This is a genomic window from Streptomyces sp. MMG1121 (assembly GCF_001280015.1).
GTDB lineage: Bacteria > Actinomycetota > Actinomycetes > Streptomycetales > Streptomycetaceae > Streptomyces.
On sequence record NZ_LGDV01000196.1, the window covers coordinates 23,851 to 43,520 of the forward strand.

A 19,670-nucleotide genomic window follows, 5' to 3' on the forward strand; every position below is an offset into this window, starting at 1 on the left:
GGCTCACCGCGACGCCGGCGGGCTCCCGGCACCCGGCCGGCCCGGCGGCGGAGGTGCTGGCGGATACGCCGGACGCGGCGGGATCCGGGGGCCGGGCGGGCCCGTCGGCGCGGGTGGCGGCGGCTGGGGTTCCGGCGAGCGCCGGGGGCGGGGCCGCGGCGGCCGGGGTACGAGGGGTGGTGCGGGAGCGGGGGGCGGTGGCGCGGGGGGTTCCAGCGCGCCGTCCGGCAGCAGCGGTCCGCCCGCCCGCAGCCGCTCGACGGTCAGCTCGGCGCGGCGGCGGGCCCGGGGGTCGTCGTCGCGCCGGAAGTGCAGGACGTAGCGGACGCCGCGTCGGGACCGGACGCCGAAGGCCTCGACCGTGGCGCCTCCGTGATGCTCCACGGAGGTCGGCTCGTACCCGAGCGCGTGCGCGATCTGCCCGGCCAGGGCTCTGCTCCCCGCGTCCAGCCGGAGTGCGACCTGCCCTCGTCCGTCGAAGCGGGACCGTATCGCGTCGGCGTCCATCCGCCCGCGCCTCCTCCGAAAGACCGTCGGCCCGCACCGGTGTGCGGGCCGACCAGGTTGGCACGGACTCAGACCAGTCGCCGAGCCCCCGCCGACGGCACGGCCTCGAAGACCCGCGGGGCCGTGAAGTCCGCCGCCGCGAAGGCTGCTTCGACCGCCTTCGTCAGGGTGTCCACCTCGGTGGCCTCCGTGAGGACGATCGCCGAGCCGCCGAAGCCGCCGCCGGTCATCCGGGCGCCCAGCGCACCGGCGGCGAGGGCCGTGTCGACGACCAGGTCCAGCTCCGGGCAGGAGATGCGGAAGTCGTCGCGCAGGGAGGCGTGGCCCTCGGTGAGGACCGGGCCGATGGCGCGGGTGTCGCCGGCCCTGAGGAGGGCCACGACGCGCTCGACCCGGTGGTTCTCCGTCACGATGTGCCGGACCAGACGCCGTACCTCCTCCTCGTCGCCCAGCCGCTCCAGCGCCGCGTCGAGGTCGGCGAAGGCGACGTCGCGCAGGGCGTCGACGCCGAGCAGGGCCGCGCCCTTCTCGCAGCCGGCCCGGCGCTTGCCGTACTCGCCGCCGCTGTGCGCGTGCTTGACCTGGGTGTCCACGACCAGCAGGCGCAGTCCCTCGGCCGCGAGGTCGAAGGGGATCTGCTGCTGGGACAGGTCGCGGGTGTCGAGGAAGAGCGCGTGGCCCTGCGCGCAGCACGCGGACGCCGTCTGGTCCATGATGCCGGTCGGCGCGCCGACGTAGACGTTCTCGGCGCGCTGGCACAGGCGGGCCAGCTGCCAGCGCTGGAGGCCGAGTTCGTACAGGTCGTTCAGGGCCAGGGCGATCACGACCTCCAGGGCCGCCGACGACGACAGGCCCGCGCCGGTCGGGACCGTCGAGGACAGATGGACGTCCGCGCCGGTGATCTCGTGGCCGGCCTCGCGCAGGGCCCAGACCACGCCCGCCGGGTACGCGGTCCAGTCGTCGTCGCTCTGCGGGGCCAGGGCGTCCAGCCGCAGCTGAGCCACGCCGCCCTCGATGTCCGCCGAGTGCAGGCGCAGGACGCCGTCGGTGCGGCGGGAGAGCGCCGCGATGGTCCGGTGCGGCAGCGCGAACGGCATGACGAAGCCGTCGTTGTAGTCGGTGTGCTCGCCGATCAGGTTGACCCGGCCCGGCGCCGCCCACACCCCCTCCGGCTCGCCGCCGTACAGCTCGGCGAAGCGCTCCGCGACCTGCTGTGCCCCCACTAGTGCTCCTTCGCGATGTGCTGTGCGAACTCCCAGGCGTCCGCGACGATCCCCGCGAGGTCCGCGCGGGACGGGTTCCAGCCCAGTTTCTCGCGGGCCGCCTCCGCCGAGGCGACCAGGACGGCCGGGTCGCCGCCGCGGCGCGGGGCCACGATCTCGGGGATCGGGTGGCCGGTGACCTGGCGGACCGTCTCGATGACCTCGCGGACGGAGAAACCCTCGCCGTTGCCGAGGTTGCAGATCAGGTGCTCGCCCGCGGCCGCGGCCTTCAGGGCCAGCAGATGCGCCTGCGCGAGATCCGCCACGTGGATGTAGTCGCGCACGCAGGTGCCGTCGGGGGTCGCGTAGTCGTCGCCGTACACCGAGATCGCGTCGCGGCGGCCCTGCGCGACCTGGAGGACCAGCGGGATGAGGTGCGACTCGGGGTCGTGGCGCTCGCCGTACGTGCCGTAGGCCCCGGCCACGTTGAAGTAGCGGAGGCTGACCGCCGCCAGACCGTGGGCGTTCGCCTCGCTCGTGATCATGTGGTCGACGGCCAGCTTGGTGGCGCCGTAGGGGTTGGTCGGCTGCGTCGGGGCGCTCTCGACGATCGGGACCTGCTGCGGCTCGCCGTACGTCGCCGCCGTGGAGGAGAAGACGAGCTTGCGGACATGTGCGTCGCGCATCGCGCCGAGCAGGGCCAGGGAACCGGCGACGTTGTTGTCCCAGTACTTCTCCGGCTTCACCACCGACTCGCCGACCTGCGAGGACGCGGCGAAGTGCAGCACGCCGTCGTAGGAGGGGTCGAGCCACTTGGCGGCGTCGCGGATGTCGCCCTCGATGAACGCCGCGCCCGCGGGCACGCCCGCCCGAAAGCCCGTGGAGAGGTTGTCGAGGACCGTGACCTCGTGGCCGGCCTCCAGCAGGTGCTGGGCCACCACGCTGCCGACGTAACCCGCCCCACCCGTCACCAGGTACTTCATGAACTCGCTACCTCTCGCAGTCGCTCGGCCGCGCGCTCCGGCGGCACGTCGTTGATGAACACACTCATGCCGGACTCGGAACCCGCGAGAAACTTCAGCTTGCCGGAAGTGCGGCGGATGGTGAAAAGCTCGAGGTGGAGCGCGAAGTCGTCGCGCGTGACACCGTCGAACTCCTCCAGCACGCCGAACGGGGCCTGGTGCCAGGCCGCGATGTACGGCGTCGCAGGCTCACCCTCGCCGAAGATCCGGTCGAAGCGCCTCAAGAGTTCCAGATAGACCTGGGGGAACTCTGTGCGTGCGGCCTCGTCGAGCGCGAGCAGGTCGGGCACGCGACGCTTCGGGTACAGGTGGACCTCGTAGGGCCAGTGCGCCGCGTACGGCACGAAGGCGACCCAGTGTTCACCCTCAAGGACGACCCGCTCACCGGCGAGTTCGCGCTCCAGGACCGCGTCGAACAGGTTCTCCCCGCCGGTCGCCTCCCGGTGCGCGGCGAGCGAGCGGAGCATCAGCGCGGTGCGCGGGGTGGTGAAGGGGTAGGCGTAGATCTGCCCGTGCGGATGGCCCAGGGTCACGCCGATCTCTTCGCCCCGGTTCTCGAAACAGAAGACCTGCTCGACGGAGGGCAGATGCGACAGCTCCGAGGTGCGGTCCGTCCACGCGTCCAGCACGAGCCGCGCGTGCTCCTCGGTGAGGTCGGCGAAGGAGGCGTCGTGGTCGGAGGTGAAGCAGACGACCTCGCAGCGGCCGGAGTCGCCGGCCAGGGAGGGGAAGCGGTTCTCGAAGACGACGACGTCGTACGACGAGTCCGGGATCTCGCTGAGCCGCTCGCCCTGCGTCGGGCACAGCGGGCACTCGTCGGCCGGCGGATGGTACGTGCGGCCCTGGCGGTGCGAGGCGATCGCGACCGAGTCGCCGAGCAGCACGTCCCGGCGGATCTCGGAGGTGGTCACCGTGCGGTCCAGGGGACGGCGGTCGACGGCGTCCCGCACGGTGTCGTCCCGAAGGTCGTAATAGATCAGCTCACGACCGTCGGCCAGCCGTGTCGAGGTCTTCTTCAACGCCGGACTCCTCTACGTCCCGCACCCAATCACTCAACACAATCAAACATAACAGACCACAACCCACCACCCCCAGGATCATCACAATCAAACAAAGAACACCAACAGAAGTGTTCAATTACTAAACGCGGAGGCGTAGGTTCCGCGGTGGATCAGTTCGCGCAACGAAGCGAGTGCTCATGCAAACCCCCACATACGGACCCACGTATCTGGCGGCGGGGCTACAGCTCCCCGTCAACTGGCTGGACTACACGATCCTGGCGATCTACTTCGTCGTCGTGCTCGGCATCGGCCTCGCCGCCCGCCGCTCGGTGAAGACCAGCCTCGACTTCTTCCTCTCCGGACGCTCGCTGCCCGCCTGGATCACCGGCCTCGCCTTCATCTCGGCGAACCTGGCGGCCACCGAGATCCTCGGCATGGCCGCCAACAGCGCCCAGTACGGCGCCTACACCGTGCACTGGTACTGGATCGGCGCCATCCCCGCCATGGTCTTCCTGGGCCTGGTGATGATGCCCTTCTACTACGGCAGCAAGGTCCGCTCGGTCCCCGAGTTCCTGCTGCTGCGCTTCGACCGGGCCGCCCACCTGCTCAGTTCGATCCTGTTCGCGTTCGCCGCCATCCTGATCGCGGGCGTCAACCTCTACGCCCTCGCGATCGTCGTCGAGGCGCTGCTGGGCTGGCCGCAGTGGGTCGCCATCGTGGTGGCCGGCGCGTTCGTGCTGGCGTACATCACGCTGGGCGGTCTGTCCTCCGCGATCTACAACGAGGTGCTCCAGTTCTTCGTGATCCTGGCCGCCCTCATCCCGATCACCATTCTCGGCCTGAAGAAGGTCGGCGGCTGGGGCGGGCTGACCGACAAGCTCACCGCCACTCACGGCCACAACTTCACGACCGCGTGGGGCGGTACCGGCATCGGCAGCACCAACCCGCTCGGCGCGAACTGGCTGACCATCGTCCTGGGCCTCGGCTTCGTCCTCTCCTTCGGCTACTGGACGACGAACTTCGCCGAGGTGCAGCGCGCCCTGTCCGCGAAGAACCTCTCCGCCGGGCAGCGGACCCCGCTGATCGCCGCCTACCCGAAGATCTTCATCGTCTTCCTGGTGATGATCCCGGGCCTGGTCGCCGCCGCGCTCGTGCCCACGATCGGCACCTCCGGCTCGGGCCTGCAGTACAACGACGCCATCCCGTACCTGATGCAGGAACTGCTGCCCAACGGCGTGCTCGGCATCGCGGTCACCGGTCTGCTGGCGGCCTTCATGGCGGGCATGGCGGCGAACGTGTCGTCGTTCAACACGGTGTTCACGAACGACATCTGGGCGAAGTACGTGGTGCGGGGCCGCGAGGACGCGTACTACGTCCGTTTCGGCCGCCTGATCACCGCGATCGGTGTGGCCGCGTCGGTCGGTACGGCGTTCCTGGCGTCCTCGTTCTCGAACATCATGAGCTATCTGCAGACGCTGTTCTCCTTCTTCAACGTGCCGATGTTCGTCGTCTTCATCGTCGGCATGTTCTGGAAGCGCGCGTCCGCCAAGTCCGGCTTCTGGGGCCTGCTCGCCGGCACCGTGACCGCGATGGTCAACTACTTCGTGCTCTACAAGAAGGGCATCATCTCGATCCCCACCGACCAGGGCGCCAACTTCGTCTCCGCGATCGCGGGCTTCGTCGCGGGTGCGGTCGTGATGGTCGCGGTGTCGTTCTTCACCAAGCCGAAGCCGGCCGAGGAACTGCGGGGCCTGGTCTACGGCACCCGGTCCCCCGGCATGTCCGAGGCGCCCGCCGCCGGCGACGACGCCTGGTACCGCAAGCCGGCCCTGCTGGGCTGGGGCGCGGTCGTCCTGGCTGCCGCCTGCTACATCCCGTTCTCTTTCTGACGCGGAAGGACCGAGCACATCATGAGCGACAACGAGCACTCCGACCGCGAGCACGAGGGCTTCCACTACGGCGAGGCGGACGTCCAGCGGGAAGTCACCGAGCTGGAGAGCAAGTCCGCGACCGCGGCCCGCATCTTCGACCTGCGCCGCATCATCGGCGGCCTGTTCGTGCTGTACGGCGTCATCGTCACGATCACCGGCATCACCGACTCCCGGGCCGCCATCGACAAGGCCCAGGGCGTCAACATCAACCTCTGGACCGGCATGGGCATGCTGCTCCTGGGCATCTTCTTCCTGGCCTGGCTGAAGCTCCGGCCCACAGCGCCTCAGCCGCTTCCTCAGGAGGATTCGCCGCAGGAGTGACCGCCGGCCGGGGGACGGTTCCGCCGTAGAGGCGCGGACCGTCCCCGGCCGCGGGTGCGTCGTGGCTGGTCGCGCCCCGCGGCGGAGCCGCATGTCGACACAGCCCCGCGGCCCTGACGGACCGCTTATCCGGGACCGGAGTCCACCGGGCCCGCCCGGTCCAGCAGGCCCGTCCGAGCGGCCAGTGCCGCCGCCTCCAGTCTCGAACCCACGCCCAGCTTCATCAGTACGCGCTGCACATGGGTACGCGCGGTGCTCGGGGCGATGCCCATGCCGGCCGCGATCAGGCGGGTGTCCTCGCCGTCGGCCACCCGGACCAGGACCTCCACCTCTCGCGGCGTGAGCATCTCCAGCAGCCGCTGTGCCTCGTCATCGGGCTGGGCAGCGGGGTTGAGCAGTTCCCCGAACGCGCCCTGGAGCAACTGCGGAGCCACCGCCGCCTCGCCCGCGCGCGCCTTCATGATGGCCCGCTCGACGCCCTCGATCCGCTCGTCGTGCCGGACGTACCCCGACGCCCCCGCCGCGAACGCCGCCGCGATGCCCCGCGGCGACGGCACCGGGCCGAGCACCAGCACCGCCACCTGTGGCCGCTCCCGCTTGATCTTCGCCACCGGGTCGAAGGCCCCCGGTTCGGCCGGTGCCGCCGTGCCCAGCAGACACACCTCCGGTGCGCGCGCGATCACCAGGTCCGCCGCGCCCGCGGCCGGCGCCGCGGCGGCGAGCACCCGGTGCCCGCGCAGCTTGAGCGCCGACGCCAGCGCCTCCGCGAGCAGGCGATGGTCGTCGACGACCATGAGCCGTACTCCCATAGAGCCACCCCCCAGTCCCCCCATGGACGCCCCACTATGGACGTCCACCGGTCCACAAGGACAGAGGGCCCCCCGGCACCTCGCCCTTCATGCCCCCGGAAGCTACACGCTTGTTCGACGTAGCGCTGCCCCTCCTGATGAGAAGTGCCCCGGATCGATGAAATCCGGGGCACTTCTCGGTATGTCACCCATTCGGGCGAGAGTCTCAGCCGCTCGTACCCAACGCCACCACCAGATACTCCTTGCCGCCCGCGGCGTACGGCTTGTGCGCGAACACCGCCGACATGAACAGACGGCCGTCGCCGAAGAGGAACTCCGCGGAGTCCGGCAGCATGCTGGTCTCCGCCGCGCGCTCGTCCGACGTCGCGGGGTTCTCCATCAGCTTGGTCGACTTGAAGCTGCCGCCGTCGATGCTGACGATCTCGCCGCCCTTGTCGTACGGCGGCCGCTTGTAGGCGATCAGGTTGCCGCCGTCCATGCGCAGCGGGGACAGCTGGTAGCCGTCGCCGGCCGCGGCACGCTGGCCGGTCTGCTTGCCGGTGTTCAGGTCGAAGGCGACGATGTCGTTGGTCTGGCTGCCGTCGCTGGAACCGTCGTGCTGCGCAGTCGGCACGTACAGCTTGCCGTTGCCCGCGACGATCTCCTTGCAGCCGTCGACCTGGGTGATGCCGTCGCAGCGGCCCCCGTAGGTGTCGCTGGGCGCGGAGATGTGGGCGAGCAGCCTGCCCGTCTTGTCGTCGATGGAGAAGTAGTCCGAGACACCGCTGCCGGTGGTCGCGTTGTCACCGACGTTGGCCGCCACCACCAGCGGGTCGGTGGAGACGACGGAGGCGTACTGGATGCCCGCGTCCATCTTGTACTCGGCGATCACCTTCCCCGTCCGGGGGTCGATGTTCTGGATGTGCAGCTCCGGGCTGTCGTACTGACCGCACTTGCGCACCGCGACCAGCTTGGCGCCGCCGGCGTAGCCGTCGTCGTAGCAGGTGTCGTCCGGCTTGGGCTGCCACAGCAGCTTGCCGGAGTCGAGGTCGAACGCGGCGCCGCCGCTGGTGCTGCCGACCGCGACGGTGTGCTGAGCGACCGTCACATTCTGGAAACTGATCGGCGTGTCACCGGAGTCGACCGACTTCGTCCACAGCTTCTTGCCCGCGTCGAGGTCGATCGCGGCGATCTGGGTGCAGCCCGCGAAGGAGTTCTTCCCGGGCGTCTTCGGCTGGTAGGCGATCGCCGTCCGGTCCCCCGAGCCGACGTGGTCACTGGCCGCGCAGACCGGGCCGGGCAGCTTGATCGTCCACAGCCTTGTGCCCTTGTCCGGGTCGTAGCCGACGACCTCGGCGATGCCGCTCTTCGCGTACACCTTGTCGGTCAGCCATGAGCCGGAGGTGGCGACGACGTCGTCCGCCTTGGGCAGCGGGACCTGGAAGAGCACGTGGGAGGCCGGATCGGCGGGTGCCTTCTCCTTGCCGCCGGTGGACGTGCCCCCGGTGCCGCCCTTGTCGTTCCCGCCGCCCGAACCGCCGCTGGAGGAGGCGGTGTCGTGCTTCTCGCCGTCGTCACCGGAGGAACCGGCGTACCAGATGCCACCGCCGACGATCAGCGCGATGGCGACGACCGCCGCGACGACGATGAGCAGCGTCGTGTTGTTCCGCCCGCCGCCGCCCGGCGCCGGCTGCAGCGGCACGGTCGGCGGCTGGCCCGGATAGCCGTAGCCCGGCTGCGCGCCCTGCATCGGCTGCGTGGGCCCGTACGGACTCTGCGGCCCGGGGGCGCCGTAGGGGGCGGCCGGCTGCTGCCCGTACGGGTTCTGCTGCGCGCCGGGGTAGCCGTATCCGGGCTGCGGCGGCTGCGGGGCCGGGGCCTGCTGCGGGTAGCCGTACCCCGGCTGGGGCTGCGGCGGGGCCGGAGGCTGCTGCGGGTAGCCGTACCCCGGCTGCGGGGCCGGGGGTGCTGGAGGTGCCGGGGGTGCGGCGGTCGGCTGGTCCTGAGGGGCGCTCGGGGGCGGGGTCGGAGGGCCGAAACCGCCCTGCTGCGGGGGCTGGTTCGGCGGCGGAGGGGGCGGCTGGGTCATGGCGCGGGTACCTCGGTGAGGCTCGGAGGGCCGGACGGCACAAGGACGGGGGACGAGCGAAGAAGAAGGCGCAGGCGGCGGCTCAGTTGCCGAATGCCATGATCAGCTTCTCCTTCGTCTGGTCGTTGCCGGACAGCCGGCCGGAGGAGATGAAGAACCGCCCGTCTTCCCAGTCGACGACCCCTTCGAAGAAGGTGTCCTCGATCTGCGCCGTGCCCGACGGGTTCTGCAGCAGCTTGGTGGTCGCGTGGGAGGAGCCGGTGACCGGGATCGAGACCACCTGGCCGCCCGTGTCGTACGACGGCTGCACATACGCGATGAGCTTGCCGCCCTCCTCCTTCATCGGGTACATCGGCTCGTCCGCCGGGGACTTGGCCCGCCACTTCGCCTTGCCGTCGGCGAGGCTGATCGCGACGATCTCGTTGGCGCTGCCGGTGGTGTCCGTCGGCAGGTACAGCGTGCCGGCGTCCGCGACGACGCCCTGACAGCCCTGGAGATCGCGTTCGAGGATCGCCCAGCCGCAGCCGGGGGCGAACTTCTCGTCGACCTTGACCTGCGAACGGAACTTGCCGTCCTGGGTGAAGGTGGAGATGTTCCAGGCCTTCTTGTCCTGGTTGGTCAGGTAGACCACCAGCGGGTCGACGGAGAACGTACGGGAGACCTGCCAGCCCTTCTTGACCGCCTGGGTCCACTTGACCTTGCCGGTGGCCGGGTCGAGCTCCTGGATCTCGTCGTGCTCGTTGTTCCCGCCGGCGCCGCAGGAGGCCACCTGGATCAGCCGGCTCGCACTGCCCGCGTACGCGGCCGGGAAGCAGGCCGAACCGTACTTCTGCTTGTCGTAGAGCTTCTTGCCGCTGTCGATGTCGTACGCCGTGCCCGACTCCGAACGGGCCACCATCAGCGTCTTGCCGCTCACGGTCAGCTCGACGGTGAGCGCGCTGTCGAACAGCCCGCCGTCGGCGACCTGGCCGCTCCAGCCCTTCTGGCCGGTGGCGAGGTCGATCTGCTGGAGCTGGTTGCACTTGGCGCTGTTGCTGGTGCCGTTCATGTACGCCACGACGACCTTGTCGTCGGCCGACTTCTGCGAGGTGACCGCGCAGATCTTCTGCGGGAAGGTGATCGGTGCCCAGGCGGGCTTGCCGTCGCCGACGCCGTAGGCGAAGACCTGCTTGTAGGCCGCCTTCACCACCGCCTTGCCGGTGACCCACATACCGGGCGCGTCGGCACCGGAGCCGGGCGCGTCCGGCGCCGACTGGTACCAGAGCACCTTCGCCTCGCCGGCCTTGCGGCCCGCGTTGAGGTTCTCCGGGTCGTCACCGCCGCCGGCCGCGCTCGGCGAGGCGGAGGCGGAGTGCTTGGGGTCGTCGCTCTGCTGGGCGACGGGCTTCTTCTTGCCGCCGTCGCCACCGCTGGTGACCGCGTACACGGTGCCGCCGATGACGAGCAGCGCGGCCACCGCGGCACCGATGATCAGCGCCGTCCTCTTCTTGGCAGGGCCGGTGGCGGGCGCACCCGGGTACGGCGGCTGTTGCTGCGGATAGCCGTAGCCGGGCTGGGGCGCCGCCCCGTAGGGGCCCGGCTGCTGCGGCTGCTGCGGGTAGCCGTAGGGGCCGGGGGTGCCGGGCGCGGCCGGGGCGCCGTACGGGCCCGGCTGCTGGGGGTAGCCGTAACCGGGCTGCGGTGCGGCGGGCGGCTGCGGCGGGGCCGCGGGCGGCTGGGCCGGCGGCGGAGGTGTGGGAGGCACGCCCGGGGCACCCGGAGGGTTCTGCGGGGCGCTCGGCGGGCCGAAACCGCCCTGCGGTGGCTGGTCCTGCGGCGCTCCGAAACCGCCGTGCGGCGGCTGGTTGGGCGGCTGAGTCATCAGCGCTCTTCCCCCTCGTTCACTGATTTTTAGCCACGCCCTGAGGTTCTTGACGGACCCTGGGTCGTTACTTCAGAAAGTTCTCAGACGGCCCTTTCTATCACCCGCCCCTGACAGCGCACGGGCTCGGATCCGCCCCTGTTCCCAAGGGAGAACCGGCCCGTGATGCCGCCGTTACGCGCCTTCACGCCCCCTTCACGCAGCGCACGCACCAGCACCGCGCGCCGGTCCGGGGCGGGGGCGCCCCGCGGCGACGCGCTGGTGATGAGGGGGCGCGTGGTGGCTGGTTCATACCGCGAGGAGGGGGTGGGGGCGCGAAGGTTGGTTGTGCGCGCCGCACTTGGCGACGCGCACGCCTCCGCGCACGCGTGCGCGCGCCCGGACCCGTCTCCGCGCTGACCCGTCTCCGCGCTGACCCGCTACGCGTCCTCCGCCAGCTCCAGCCAGCGCATTTCCAGTTCCTCGCGCTCCCCGGCGAGGTCGCGCAGCTGCGCGTCCAGGTCGGCGACCTTCGCGAACTCGGTGGCGTTCTCGGCGATCTGGGCGTGCAGCTTGGACTCCTTCTCGGAGATCTTGTCCAACTGGCGCTCGATCTTCTGGAGTTCCTTCTTGGCGACGCGCTGGCCGGCGGCGCTCTTCTCGGCGGTGACCGGCTTGGGCGCCACGGCGGTCTGCGCGGCGACCGCCTCCTCCATGCGCCGGCGCCGCTCCAGGTACTCGTCGATACCGCGCGGCAGCATCCGCAGGGTGCCGTCGCCGAGGAGGGCGAACACCCGGTCCGTCGTGCGCTCCACGAAGAACCGGTCGTGGGAGATGACGATCATCGAGCCGGGCCAGCCGTCGAGGACGTCCTCCAGCTGGGTGAGCGTCTCGATGTCGAGGTCGTTGGTGGGCTCGTCCAGGAAGAGGACGTTGGGCTCGTCCATGAGCAGGCGCAGCAGCTGGAGCCGGCGGCGCTCACCGCCGGAGAGGTCGCCCACCGGCGTCCACTGCTTCTCCTTGTTGAAGCCGAACGTCTCGCACAGCTGCCCGGCGGTCATCTCGCGCCCCTTGCCGAGGTCGACGCGCTCGCGGACCCGCTGGACGGCCTCCAGGACCCGCAGGGCGGGGTCGAGTTCGGCGACCTCCTGGGAGAGGTAGGCGAGCTTGACCGTCTTGCCGACGGCGATGCGCCCGGCGGCCGGCTGCGCCTCGCCCTCCGTGCGCGCCGCTTCGGCCATGGCCCGCAGCAGCGAGGTCTTGCCGGCGCCGTTGACGCCGACGAGGCCGATCCGGTCGCCCGGACCGAGCTGCCAGGTGACGTGCTCGAGCAGCACCTTCGGCCCGGCCTGGACGGTGATGTCCTCCAGGTCGAAGACGGTCCTGCCGAGCCGCGAGGAGGCGAACTTCATCAGCTCCGAGCTGTCGCGGGGCGGCGGGACGTCCGCGATCAGCTCGTTGGCGGCCTCGACCCTGAAGCGCGGCTTGGACGTACGCGCGGGGGCGCCGCGCCGCAGCCAGGCCAGCTCCTTGCGGATCAGGTTCTGCCGCTTGGCCTCCTCGGTGGCGGCGATCCGCTCGCGCTCCGCGCGCGCGAAGACGTAGTCGGAGTAGCCGCCCTCGTACTCGTAGACGTCGCCGCGCTGCACGTCCCACATGCGCGTGCAGACCTGGTCGAGGAACCACCGGTCGTGCGTCACACAGACGAGGGCCGAGCGCCGGCTGCGCAGGTGCGTCGCGAGCCAGGCGATGCCCTCGACGTCGAGGTGGTTGGTGGGCTCGTCGAGGACGATCAGGTCCTGTTCCTCGATGAGCAGCTTGGCGAGCGCGATCCGGCGCCGCTCGCCACCGGACAGCGGTCCGATGACGGTGTCGAGCCCCTTGGGGAACCCCGGCAGGTCGAGCCCGCCGAACAGACCGGTCAGCACATCCCTGACCTTGGCGTTTCCGGCCCACTCGTGGTCGGCCATATCGCCGATGACCTCGTGCCGGACGGTGGCGGCGGGGTCGAGGGAGTCGTGCTGGGTGAGCACGCCGAGCCGCAGCCCGCCGGACTGCGTGACGCGCCCGCTGTCGGCCTCCTCCAGCTTGGCGAGCATCCGGACGAGGGTGGTCTTGCCGTCGCCGTTGCGCCCGACGACGCCGATCCGGTCCCCTTCCGACACACCGAGCGAGACGCCGTCCAGCAGGGCACGTGTGCCGTACACCTTGCTGACGTTCTCGACATTGACCAGGTTGACGGCCATTTCACTCCTGTGCGCGGGGGTCGGTCAGCCTTCAAGCCTAGGGCCTGTGGGGGTGGGGGCGGGGCGCGAGGGTGTTGTCACTCTTTGTGATGACGTGATCGGGAAGCGGCCGCTACCGTGGAGGCAGGCAGCAGGATCCCGTCCATGGGAGGAACCATGACCGCCGAGTCCGTGAAGCCCCGGGTGCAGTGGCCGGTGCCGCCCCAGGACGGATACACCGTGGACGACCTGTTCACGCTGCCGGATCTCCCGCCGCACACCGAGCTGATCGACGGGAGCCTGGTTTTCGTGAGTCCGCAGCGCTACTTCCACTTCGCCACTATCGATCTGCTGGTCAGTGGCCTGCGCCGCACGCTGCCGTCCGACCTGAAGGTCGCGCGCGAGATGACCGTCGTCCTCGACAAGCGCAACGGCCCCGAACCGGACATCTCCGTGGTGCGCGCCGAAGCCGTCACCGACCGGCGTCAGACGCACTTCAAGGCGGCCGACGTCCTGCTCGCGATCGAGGTCGTCTCGCCGGATTCCGAGGCCCGCGACCGTGACTCCAAGCCGCACAAGTACGCGGCGGCCGGGATCCCTCACTTCTGGCTGGTCGAGATGGGGGGCCAGGACGACCACCCTGTGGTCCAGGTGTACGAACGCGGCGAGGCCACCGGCACGTACGCGCTGACCGGCATCCACCACGACCACGTCAAGGCCAGTGTCCCCCACGACATCGACATCGACCTGACCGCCATCGACGCCCTCTGACGTCCTCTGGCGCCCTAGAGGAGCGTCGCCCCCGGCACGGGTCCCGCCGCCGTCCGTACGGTGCGGCAGGTGGCGGACGCCCGCAGCGCCGCAGCCACCTTCTCCGCCGACTCGGCGTCACGCGCGAGGAAGGCCGTGGTCGGCCCCGATCCGGAGACCAGCGCCGTGAGCGCACCCGCCCCGCGCCCCGCCTCCAGCGTGTCCGCCAGCTCCGGGAACAGGGACAGGGCCGCAGGCTGAAGATCGTTCGACACGGCCGCCGCGAGCGCTTCCACGTCACCCTTCGCCAGCGCCTCCAGCAGCTCCGCCGAGGCCACCGGCTCGGGAATCTCCCGCCCCTGCGCCAGCCGGTCGAACTCCCGGAAGACGGCCGGAGTGGACAGCCCCCGCTCGGCCATCGCGAACACCCAGTGGAAGGTGCCGCCCACCTCCAGGGCGGTCAGCCGCTCTCCACGCCCGACCCCGAGTGCCGCACCCCCCACCAGGCTGAACGGCACATCGCTGCCCAACTCGGCGCAGATGGCGAGGAGTTCGGCCCGCGAAGCACCCGTGCCCCACAGCGTGTTGCAGGCGAGCAGCGCGCCCGCGCCGTCCGCGCTGCCGCCCGCCATGCCGCCGGCGACCGGGATGTCCTTGGCGATGTGGATGTGCACGGCCGGCTCGATGCCCCGGCGCGCGGCGAGCGCGATCGCGGCGCGCGCGGCGAGGTTGGTGCGGTCCAGGGGGACCTGGTCGGCGTCCGGGCCGGCGCAGGTGACGCGCAGCTCGTCCGCCGGGGTGACGGTGACCTCGTCGTACAGGCCGACGGCGAGGAAGACGTTGGCGAGGTCGTGGAATCCGTCGGGGCGCGCGGCGCCGACCGCGAGCTGGACGTTGACCTTGGCCGGCACCCGTACCGTGACGCTCACTGACCGCTCTCCTCGTGCTCGGTGAACGCGTCCTTGTGTTCGGCGATCCGCGCGAACTCCTCCACCGTCAGCGACTCCCCGCGCGCCTGCGGCGAGACCCCGGCCGCGACCAGGGCGGCCTCGGCGGCGGCGGCGGACCCGGCCCAGCCGGCGAGCGCCGCCCGCAGGGTCTTGCGGCGCTGCGCGAAGGCCGCGTCGACGACCGCGAAGACCTCCTTCTTGGAGGCCGTGGTCTTGATCGGCTCGGTCCGGCGGACCAGCGAGACCAGCCCGCTGTCGACGTTGGGCGCGGGCCAGAAGACGTTGCGGCCGATGGCCCCGGCCCGCTTCACCTCGGCGTACCAGTTCGCCTTCACGGACGGCACGCCGTACACCTTGGAGCCGGGCGCGGCGGCCAGCCGGTCGGCGACCTCGGCCTGCACCATGACGAGCGTGCGCTCGATGCCCGGGAACGTGTCGAGCATGTGCAGCAGCACAGGGACGGCGACGTTGTACGGCAGGTTCGCCACCAGGGCCGTCGGCGCCGGGCCGGGCAGCTCGGTGACGTGCATCGCGTCGGAGTGGACCAGCGCGAACCGGTCGGCGCGCTCCGGCATGCGCGCGGCGACGGTCGCGGGCAGCGCGGCGGCCAGGACGTCGTCGATCTCGACGGCGGTGACCCGGTCGGCGGCCTCCAGCAGCGCCAGCGTGAGGGACCCGAGCCCCGGGCCGACCTCGACGACCACGTCGTCGGCGCGGACCCCGGCGGTGCGGACGATACGGCGGACCGTGTTGGCGTCGATCACGAAGTTCTGGCCGCGCTGCTTGGTGGGACGGACACCGAGCGCGGCCGCCAGCTCGCGGATGTCGGCGGGACCGAGAAGGGCGTCGGGGGAGGGGCTGCTCACGGGACAAGGGTACGGGGCGGTACGAAGCCCCCTCCACCACCGGCTGTACGCGACCCCGTACACCACCCCCGCCCGGCGCTCACCCGTGCAGCCGCGCCCCGCAGTGCGGCCAGGGTGTCGCCCCGCGTCGCACGTACAGCTTCTTCGCGCGGAACGTCTGTTCCTCGGCCGATGCCTCCTGGGGGCGTCCGTTGCCGCCGAGGCTGTGCCATGTGTGCGTGTCGAACTGGTAGAGCCCGCCGTACATCCCCGAGGGGTCGACCGCGTCCGGACGGCCGCCGGACTCGCAGGCGGCGAGGCCGTGCCAGTTCAGACCGTCGGCGCCGGCCACGGAGGTCGGCCGCGGCTTGGTGCCCACCTTCACGATCTGGGGGCGTGGCTTGCGCACCACCTCGGAGGTCTCCCGGCGCGGTTTCTCCTTGACCCCGTTGACGGTGCGCAGCAGGTAGGTGTCGCGTCGCAGTCCGGGCCGGCCGGGCTGGACGACGACCTCGGTGCCCTTGAAGAGGGTGGGGTCCTCGGTCCGCTGCACGTCGAACGGGATCTGCTCCTCGCGGACCTCCCGGGCGCCGCTGACCCGCAGCACGGTGACCGTCTGTCCGTCGCGCGGGAAGCTGGCCGGCGGGACGGAGGTGATGTCCTGGCCGTGCAGGATGATCCCGGCCTCCGCGATCGCCTCGCCGACAGTGGCTGCGTTGGTGCGGATGGTGCGGGGCCGGCCGTCCGCCATGATCGTGACGGCGCGCTCGGTGCGTACGTCGAGCGCGAGCCCGGCGCGTCCGATGGGCTGGGAGCGCGAGGCTGACAGGTACGCGCCCTCGGCGCGCACCCCCAGCTCGTCCAGCGCGCCTTCCACCGTGTGCGCCGTCGTCCACACCTCGCGCCGTTCCCCGTCCAGCGTGAGCCGGACGGGGCGCCCGTAGCGCACGGCGACGGTGTCACCGCTGGCGAGCGCCGTCCCGGGGGCGGGCACGATCATGTCGTGCGCCCCCGCGTGTACGCCCTCCTCGGCGAGCAGCTCGCGCACGTCGTCGGCGAAGGTGTGCAGGGTGCGTTGCTTGCCTTCGACGGTCAGCTCGATCGCCTTGTCGTTGGCGATGAACGCGGTGGTGCCGCCAGCCAGGAAGGCCACGACCAGCGCCTGCGGCAGCAGACGGCGCACGGTGGATTCCGGGCGCTCGGCGCCACGCGCCCTGCGCCGGCGCGCGGCACGCCCGCTCACTCCGGCGGGCATCTCGGCATCGCACGCCTCTTCTTCCGGCGCGCTCCCGGCCTGCGCGACGCCTGTGCCGCCGCCCACGCCGCCGCCCCCGCCTCCGCCCTGCCGGGGCAGCACCGGATCGGCGACGAAGTACGCCTGCGCCTCGTAGGCGGGCCGGTAGGTGTCCTCGTACAGCCCGTACGGCAGGGTGTCCGCGCTGTGCACGGACATGTCACGGCCGTACGGCTCCACCGAGACGTCAGGGCCGTACGGCTCGTGCGTCTCGAACGTCTCGTACTGCGACTTGCTCACGCCGACACGCTCCAGAGGTGCCAGAGGGGTCCGGATCGGGCCCCCAGAACCTAGCGGAGCGACCGTCACTCTCCAAAGCGACGCGACTACCCACGGTGCCCGTACGCGCGTGCGTGCTCAGTAGCCGAAGGCGCAGGCGGTGTTGGCGCCCAGGGCGGTCGCCAGCGTGTCCTCGTCGATGCCGCGCACGGCGGCCATCGCACGCACCGTGACCGGGATCAGATAGGGCGCGTTGGGCCGGCCCCGGTACGGCGCCGGGGTCAGGAAGGGCGCGTCGGTCTCCACGAGGACCAGTTCCAGGGGGGCGACGGCGAGCGCGTCCCGCAGGTTCTGGGCGTTCTTGAAGGTGACGTTGCCGGCGAAGGACATGAAGTAGCCCTCGCGGGCGCAGATGCCGGCCATCTCGGCGTCGCCGGAGTAGCAGTGGAAGACGGTGCGCTCGGGTGCGCCCTCCTCCTTCAGCACGCGCAGGACGTCGGCGTGGGCGTCGCGGTCGTGGATGACGAGCGCCTTGCCGTGCCGCTTGGCGATCTCGATGTGGGCGCGGAAGGACCGTTCCTGGGCCGCCTTGCCCTCGGGGCCGGTGCGGAAGTGGTCCAGGCCCGTCTCACCGACGCCCTTCACCTGGGGCAGTGCGGCCAGCCGGTCGATCTCGGCGAGGGCCGCATCCAGCGCCGCGTCACCGCCCGGTGTGCGGGCGCCCTGCCGCGACCAGCCGTCGGGGTCGCCGTGGACGATCCGCGGGGCCTCGTTGGGGTGCAGGGCGACGGTGGCGTGGACGCTGTCGTGCGCGGCCGCGGTCTCGGCGGCCCAGCGCGAGCCCTTGATGTCGCAGCCGACCTGGACGACGGTCGTCACCCCCACCGACGCGGCCTTCGCGAGCCCCTCCTCGACCGTGCCCGACTGCATGTCGAGGTGGGTGTGCGAGTCGGCGACGGGCACCTCGAGGGGTGCCGGAAGCGGCGGTGCGGTGTTCTTGTCGTCCTTGGACTTCTGGCCGGCGTTCGAAGGCATGCCCCGATCCTACGAAAGGGGCGTGCCGTCGCCCGCCGGCGATCCGCTTGTTCCGCTCAGCCGGCCTTGCGCTGGAACGGGTGCAGCAGATCGGACAGATGCCAGTGGTGCGGCTCCTTGGGCACCGCGGCCACGGGGGCCACCGCGGGCACCTCCGGCGACTCGACCGGGCCCGCCTGCGGCACGCTGTGCTGCCCCTGTCCGGCGCCGCGTACCGAGGAGACCTGCCCCGCGCGCATGATCCGCACGACGTGGCCGTCGCAGTTGTGGCAGTTGGGCTTGCTCAGCGGCGACGGCACGACCCTGCCGTCCGCCACGTACAGCACGAACTCGTGCCCCTCGGCATCCGTGTGGTGCTCTATCTCGTACGACTGCTCCCAGCCGTGCCCGCAGCGCATGCAGGCGAACGAATACGACTCGTGAACGACGGCTGTGGGTGTGCCACGGAGGCCGGTCTGCCCTGCGATCTCGCTCATGCCAGCTCCTCTGGTCCGCTGGACGAGGGACGGTTGTGCGTCCCTTCGACCAGTGGACGCCTTCACCAGCGCGGATGCAGCAGGGCTGTCGAGTGTTGGAAGCGATTTGAGCCTTCCTTGCCGAATGGCCCCTGTCCGCCCCCACTTCCCTTTGCCATCGGCGACAGCCTTTTGCCCTCCCATGGCCGATCTGCTCACCCGAGAACAGCCCTGCTCAGAGGGGGTATCCGGCAGTCCGGAGGAAGGTGGGGAACCTCACGCTCCGCCACGCTTGGCAGCGACCACGGCGTCGAACACGACCCGCTTCGGCAGGCCCGCCTCCACGGCGACCGCCGCGATCGCCTCCTTGCGCCGCTCGCCGGCCTCCTCACGCACCCGCACCCGCCGGACGAGCTCCTCCGCGTCGAGTTCCTCGGGCCCGGTCTCGGGCGCCCCCTCGACGACGACGGTGATCTCCCCGCGCACCCCCTCCGCGGCCCAGCGCGCCAGCTCGTCCAGCGGACCGCGCCGTACCTCCTCGTACGTCTTGGTCAGCTCGCGGCAGACGGCGGCCCGCCGCTGTGCGCCGAAGACCTCGGCCATGGCGGCGAGGGTGTCGTCGAGCCGGTGCGGGGCCTCGAAGTACACGAGCGTGCGCCGCTCGTCCGCGACCTCCCGCAGCCGGGACAGCCGCTCCCCCGCCTTGCGCGGCAGGAAGCCCTCGAAGCAGAACCGGTCGACGGGCAGCCCGGACAGGGCGAGCGCGGTGAGCACGGCGGACGGGCCGGGTACCGCGGTGACCCGGATGTCCTTCTCGACGGCGGCCGCGACCAGGCGGTAGCCCGGGTCGGAGACGGACGGCATCCCGGCGTCGGTCACGAGCAGCACGCGCGCGCCGCCGAGCAGTTCCTCGACCAGCTCCGGCGTGCGGGCGGACTCGTTGCCCTCGAAGTACGACACCACGCGGCCCTTGGGGGTGACGCCGAGGGCCTGGGTGAGGCGGCGCAGCCGCCGGGTGTCCTCGGCGGCGACCACGTCGGCGCCGGCCAGCTCCTCGGCCAGCCGGGGCGGCGCGTCCGCGGTGTCGCCGATGGGGGTACCTGCGAGGACAAGGGTTCCAGTCACGCCCCCATCCTCGCAGGGACCGCCCGCATCCCGGGAACTCGTACGCGGTGCCCGCGCCCCGGGGACAGGGC

The 19,670-nt window shown here is 71.5% G+C and carries 17 protein-coding genes; 3 read left to right on the forward strand and 14 right to left on the reverse strand.

Annotation, left to right across the window (positions count from 1 at the left end):
- Positions 1-3: 3 nt before the first annotated feature.
- From ADK64_RS23085 to galT, 4 genes are all read right to left on the reverse strand, one after another.
- Positions 4-507, reverse strand: a complete 504-nt coding sequence (locus ADK64_RS23085) for a hypothetical protein (protein WP_053661757.1) — start codon at positions 505-507, stop codon at positions 4-6.
- Between the two features lie 68 nt (positions 508-575).
- Positions 576-1,730, reverse strand: coding sequence for a galactokinase (gene galK, locus ADK64_RS23090; RefSeq protein ID WP_053661758.1), 1,155 nt, complete (start codon positions 1,728-1,730; stop codon positions 576-578).
- Positions 1,730-2,692, reverse strand: coding sequence for a UDP-glucose 4-epimerase GalE (galE, locus tag ADK64_RS23095; protein WP_053661759.1), 963 nt, complete (start codon positions 2,690-2,692; stop codon positions 1,730-1,732). The genes galK and galE overlap by 1 nt, the downstream gene beginning before the upstream one ends.
- A complete protein-coding gene (galT, locus tag ADK64_RS23100; RefSeq protein ID WP_053661760.1) occupies positions 2,689-3,750 on the reverse strand; it encodes a galactose-1-phosphate uridylyltransferase in 1,062 nt (353 codons plus the stop codon). The genes galE and galT overlap by 4 nt, the downstream gene beginning before the upstream one ends.
- A gap of 179 nt (positions 3,751-3,929) precedes the next feature.
- Here galT and ADK64_RS23105 point away from each other — a divergent pair, with 179 nt between their 5' ends.
- A complete protein-coding gene (locus ADK64_RS23105; protein WP_053661761.1) occupies positions 3,930-5,621 on the forward strand; it encodes a sodium:solute symporter family protein in 1,692 nt (563 codons plus the stop codon).
- A gap of 21 nt (positions 5,622-5,642) precedes the next feature.
- The gene (locus tag ADK64_RS23110) at positions 5,643-5,984 is read left to right on the forward strand and encodes a hypothetical protein (RefSeq protein WP_053661762.1); all 342 of its coding nucleotides are present in this window, start codon (positions 5,643-5,645) and stop codon (positions 5,982-5,984) included.
- A gap of 125 nt (positions 5,985-6,109) precedes the next feature.
- Here the strand turns inward: ADK64_RS23110 and ADK64_RS23115 are convergent, their stop codons facing one another.
- The 4 genes from ADK64_RS23115 to ADK64_RS23130 form a co-directional block, all read right to left on the reverse strand.
- On the reverse strand, positions 6,110-6,793 hold the full coding sequence (locus ADK64_RS23115) for a helix-turn-helix transcriptional regulator (protein WP_053661763.1): 684 nt from the start codon (positions 6,791-6,793) through the stop codon (positions 6,110-6,112).
- A gap of 205 nt (positions 6,794-6,998) precedes the next feature.
- Positions 6,999-8,861 (reverse strand): PQQ-binding-like beta-propeller repeat protein, encoded by a 1,863-nt coding sequence (locus ADK64_RS23120; protein WP_053661764.1) that lies wholly within the window; start codon positions 8,859-8,861, stop codon positions 6,999-7,001.
- Positions 8,862-8,943: 82 nt separating this feature from the next.
- On the reverse strand, positions 8,944-10,722 hold the full coding sequence (locus ADK64_RS23125) for a PQQ-binding-like beta-propeller repeat protein (RefSeq protein ID WP_053661765.1): 1,779 nt from the start codon (positions 10,720-10,722) through the stop codon (positions 8,944-8,946).
- A gap of 419 nt (positions 10,723-11,141) precedes the next feature.
- Entirely contained in the window at positions 11,142-12,947 is a 1,806-nt protein-coding gene (locus ADK64_RS23130) for an ABC-F family ATP-binding cassette domain-containing protein (RefSeq protein WP_053661766.1), read from the reverse strand.
- 156 nt (positions 12,948-13,103) lie between these two features.
- Here ADK64_RS23130 and ADK64_RS23135 point away from each other — a divergent pair, with 156 nt between their 5' ends.
- The gene (locus ADK64_RS23135; protein ID WP_053661767.1) at positions 13,104-13,697 is read left to right on the forward strand and encodes a Uma2 family endonuclease; all 594 of its coding nucleotides are present in this window, start codon (positions 13,104-13,106) and stop codon (positions 13,695-13,697) included.
- A gap of 14 nt (positions 13,698-13,711) precedes the next feature.
- Here ADK64_RS23135 and ADK64_RS23140 read toward each other — a convergent pair whose 3' ends face one another.
- The 6 genes from ADK64_RS23140 to rsmI all read right to left on the reverse strand — a co-directional run bounded on the left by ADK64_RS23140 (position 13,712) and on the right by rsmI (position 19,599).
- Entirely contained in the window at positions 13,712-14,605 is an 894-nt protein-coding gene (locus tag ADK64_RS23140; RefSeq protein WP_053661768.1) for a 4-(cytidine 5'-diphospho)-2-C-methyl-D-erythritol kinase, read from the reverse strand.
- Entirely contained in the window at positions 14,602-15,492 is an 891-nt protein-coding gene (rsmA, locus tag ADK64_RS23145; protein WP_053661769.1) for a 16S rRNA (adenine(1518)-N(6)/adenine(1519)-N(6))-dimethyltransferase RsmA, read from the reverse strand. The genes ADK64_RS23140 and rsmA overlap by 4 nt, the downstream gene beginning before the upstream one ends.
- A gap of 79 nt (positions 15,493-15,571) precedes the next feature.
- The gene (locus ADK64_RS23150; protein ID WP_053661770.1) at positions 15,572-17,005 is read right to left on the reverse strand and encodes a resuscitation-promoting factor; all 1,434 of its coding nucleotides are present in this window, start codon (positions 17,003-17,005) and stop codon (positions 15,572-15,574) included.
- A 117-nt stretch (positions 17,006-17,122) separates the two neighbouring features.
- On the reverse strand, positions 17,123-18,019 hold the full coding sequence (locus ADK64_RS23155) for a TatD family hydrolase (RefSeq protein ID WP_053661771.1): 897 nt from the start codon (positions 18,017-18,019) through the stop codon (positions 17,123-17,125).
- A 56-nt stretch (positions 18,020-18,075) separates the two neighbouring features.
- On the reverse strand, positions 18,076-18,495 hold the full coding sequence (locus ADK64_RS23160; RefSeq protein WP_053661772.1) for a hypothetical protein: 420 nt from the start codon (positions 18,493-18,495) through the stop codon (positions 18,076-18,078).
- A gap of 255 nt (positions 18,496-18,750) precedes the next feature.
- The gene (gene rsmI, locus ADK64_RS23165) at positions 18,751-19,599 is read right to left on the reverse strand and encodes a 16S rRNA (cytidine(1402)-2'-O)-methyltransferase (protein WP_053661773.1); all 849 of its coding nucleotides are present in this window, start codon (positions 19,597-19,599) and stop codon (positions 18,751-18,753) included.
- Positions 19,600-19,670: the final 71 nt, after the last annotated feature.